2 protein-coding genes and 2 pseudogenes are annotated in these 3,167 nt (G+C 68.3%); 3 read left to right on the top strand and 1 reads right to left on the bottom strand.

Going from position 1 to position 3,167, the window contains the following annotated elements:
• Positions 1-843: IS5 family transposase (locus K7G59_RS34240; RefSeq protein WP_225840611.1), on the bottom strand; the 843-nt coding region annotated here is incomplete at its 3' end.
• 225 nt (positions 844-1,068) lie between these two features.
• Between K7G59_RS34240 and K7G59_RS34235 the strand changes: the two genes are divergently transcribed.
• The 3 genes and pseudogenes from K7G59_RS34235 to K7G59_RS34225 all read left to right on the top strand — a co-directional run.
• Positions 1,069-1,416, top strand: a complete 348-nt coding sequence (locus K7G59_RS34235; protein WP_225840609.1) for a VOC family protein — start codon at positions 1,069-1,071, stop codon at positions 1,414-1,416.
• Between the two features lie 166 nt (positions 1,417-1,582).
• Positions 1,583-2,556, top strand: a pseudogene (locus tag K7G59_RS34230) (transposase family protein).
• A gap of 260 nt (positions 2,557-2,816) precedes the next feature.
• Positions 2,817-3,167, top strand: a pseudogene (locus tag K7G59_RS34225) (hypothetical protein); the annotation flags it as partial.

The raw sequence follows: 3,167 nt of genomic DNA, 5'->3' as shown, positions 1-3,167 counted from the left end.
CGCGCTGCTAGTGGAGCGCTCGAAGTCGCGCACGAGGCGGCGGCTTTGCATCAGGTGAGCGAAGAACCTCTCCACGATCCACCTCTTCGGTAGCACCACGAAGCCGCGCATGTCGTCGCTGCGCTTGACGATGGCCAGGACCACGGCGAGGACGGCGAGGCTGTATTCGACGAGGCTGCCGGTGTAGCCGCCGTCGGCCCACACCAGAGCCAGTCGGTGGTGCGCGGCGGCGACCTGGGCGAGCAGCACCTGGGCGGCGGCGCGGTCGCCGACGTCCGCGGCGGTGACCATGACCGCGAGCAGCAGGCCGAGCGTGTCGACCACGGCGTGCCGCTTGCGGCCGTTGATCAATTTTCCGCCGTCGAAGCCGCGGCTGTCGGATCCGACGACGGCGTCCGCCTTGACGAACTGGGAGTCGATCACCCCGGCGCTCGGTTCCGGATCCCGTCCGGCCTGCTCGCGGACCTTTCGGCGGAGGCGGTCGTGGAACTCGCGGACTAGGCCGTGGTCGCGCCAGCGTCGGAAGAACGCATAGACCCGGTCCCAGGGTGGGAAGTCGACTGGGATGGCTCGCCACTTCGTTGCGTTGTCGACGAGGTAGCGGATCGCGTCCAGTATCGCTCGGTGGCAGTAGGCCTCCGGTTGGCCGCCCCGGCCGCGCAGCCATCCCGGAACCGGCAGCAGCGGCCGGACGGCCGCCCACTCGGCGTCGGTCATGTCGGTCGGGTAGCGGCGTTCGCGCACCCCGTGGTCGCCGGCGTTCCCGAACCTGTGAGCCAGGCAGTCACACGCGAGGGTGGCCGAAGTGGACCCCGCATCCGCGATGCCGTAGAAATGCGACAACAGGGTCTCCTGGAATGGTCGTTGGCGTAGACACCCTTCGAGCTACCAAGAGGCCCTGCTTTCATGCGTGGTAGCCGCCGCGGCCACCCGATCGAGATCTCCGCTCGACCGAAACCGCTCGGAGAGCGGGCCAACGACCGTCACTAACGACTTGGGGAGCGGTAGCGGCGGGTCTTCGTCCGCGACGTGGCGGCGGCCTGCGGTCGCAGAACTATGGTGTTCGTCATGAACAGCTTCACGATGGTCGAGTTTCCGACGTCTTCGGCCGTGCAGTCGGCTCAGTTCCTCCAAGCGGTCTTTGGATGGGACGCGACTGAGTATGGCCCCGAGTACGTGGACGTGGACTGCGGCAGTGGCGTCAGCCTCGGCTTTCAGCAGGACCGTTCCGAGGCCCCGGCCGCGCCGTTGGCTGTGATCCAGGTCGACGACCTCGATGCGACACACCAAGCCGTGACCGAGGCGGGCGGCACGGTCACGGTCGAAGCGTTCGATTTTCCTGGCGGGCGGCGCTTTCACTTCCGTGAGCCCGGTGGGAACGAACTGGCCGCATGGGTTCCGGCGAGCCAGGGGTGATGCCCCGCTATGCCCGAGCCAGGCCTGTTGTTGACGTCAGTGAGCAGATGCCGCTCTGGCAGTGGTCCTGCCTGCAGCGTTGCTATCGGCATAGAGAAAGCAACGTCGTGAGGGCTGGCAGCGGCTGGCGCGTGACGTGATAGCGGCCGTGCGGGTTGGGCGAGTTGTGACGCTTGCCTGGGCCCGTGCGGCCTGCTCCCATCCTGCCCTGTCCGGGGTCTCGCGCGCACACTTCAGTGAGTTGCTCGAAGAACTTGGGCCGCGCTGGGAGGCTTCGCGGGAGTCGGCGCTGCGTGAGCGGCGCGGTGGTGACCGGCGGCGGGCGGCAGGTGCCGGCCCGAGGCGCGGCTGGTGTTCGTGGACCGGCTGTTGGTCGCCTTGGTGCACTTGCGCCTCGGGCTGCCGCACGCGGCACTCGCCGAGTTGTGGGGAGTGGACCGATCCACGGTCTCCGGCGCGATCCGCGAGGTCCGCCCGCTGCTGGCGTCCCGCGGCTTCGCCGTCCCCGACCGCCCTGGACTGCGAATCCGCACCCTGGAGGACCTGTTCGCCTACGCCGACGCCGAGGGTGTGAAGCTGCGGATTGACGGCACCGAGGTCCAGGTCCGCCGCCCGCGCGCCGGCCGCCCCGGCCGCAAGGCCTTCGTCTCGGGCAAGAAGAAGCAGAACACGATCAAGACGACGACGTTCAGCGACGGCCAGGGCCGCACGCTGTTCAGCGGGGTGATCCGGCCCGGCCGCATGCACGATCAGACCGCCGTGCGCTCCGAGGGCATCGCCGAGCAGTTCCGACAGCACCCTGGCGTGAGGGCGAAGGTCGACGAGGGCTACCGGGGCCTGGCCAACGAGTTCCCCGACCAGGTGAGCGCCCCGCCGAAGAAGCCGAAGGACGACGCGCCGCTGGGCGAGCACCACGCCTGGCGGGAACGGAGGCGCCGCCAGTCCTCGGCACGGATTTGCGTGGAACACACCAATGCCGAGTACAAGCAGTGGCGGCCGCTCCAGAGGTTCACCGGACGCCGAGAGACCTTCGCGGAGACCCACCTCGCCATCGCCGGACTGGTCTCCGACCGCTCCGCCCGGCGCGCGACCCGCCGCAAGCCCAGCACCGAACTGGTGCTCGCCCGGCAGACCGCCTGATCACCCTCCAGCCGACCCGCCAGGTGAGCACGTCCCGAGCTCAATTGCTCCCAAGGTCATAACTTCGAAAGAGCCGCGGGTAGGGGCAGACCTCCAGGGGCTCCGCAGGCCGATCCGCCCAGCGCCACCAGAAGTGACCCGCCGAACACTTCCACGCATGGCGGCACACGCGCTTCTGGTCTTCGTCGCGGAGAGACAGGACAAGACCCAGGCTCTTCAGCGACCGCCCGCAGTCGGGGCAGCTTGGCTGCTCAGGAGGCGTGTCCACGGCCGACAGGGTAGCTCACCCGATCGAGACGCCCGTTCGACCGACACCCCTCAAGATCGGAACGACAACAGCCACTTACAGCGTCCTACAGACGGTCAAGAAGTTCTGCCACTCCGCCGATACCGAGATCCAGCTTCGGCACGTGCCGAAGCTGAAGGGTCTGCCGGACGACCACCGGGGCGACCTCGCACGGATCGTGCTGCCCTACGCCCTGCGTGCCTGGGAGGACCTCCAGAACCCCGAGCGCGGCCTCGTGCGCTTTGAGCCCGACCACTACCTCAAAATCTGGGCACTTAGCTTGTTCTTTATCTACCAGGATCTGCCAGGTCGGCCGATGGCCTTG

The organism is Streptomyces sp. NK08204, assembly GCF_020400585.1.
Taxonomy (GTDB): Bacteria; Actinomycetota; Actinomycetes; order Streptomycetales; family Streptomycetaceae; genus Streptomyces.
The sequence above is the reverse complement of the archived record's forward strand: the minus strand, read 5'-3'. Positions and strand labels throughout refer to the sequence as shown.

Bases quoted from the DNA above. Each gene is read 5' to 3' on its own strand.
- K7G59_RS34235 (WP_225840609.1), top strand. From the start codon at position 1,069: ATGAACAGCTTCACGATGGTCGAGTTTCCGACGTCTTCGGCCGTGCAG.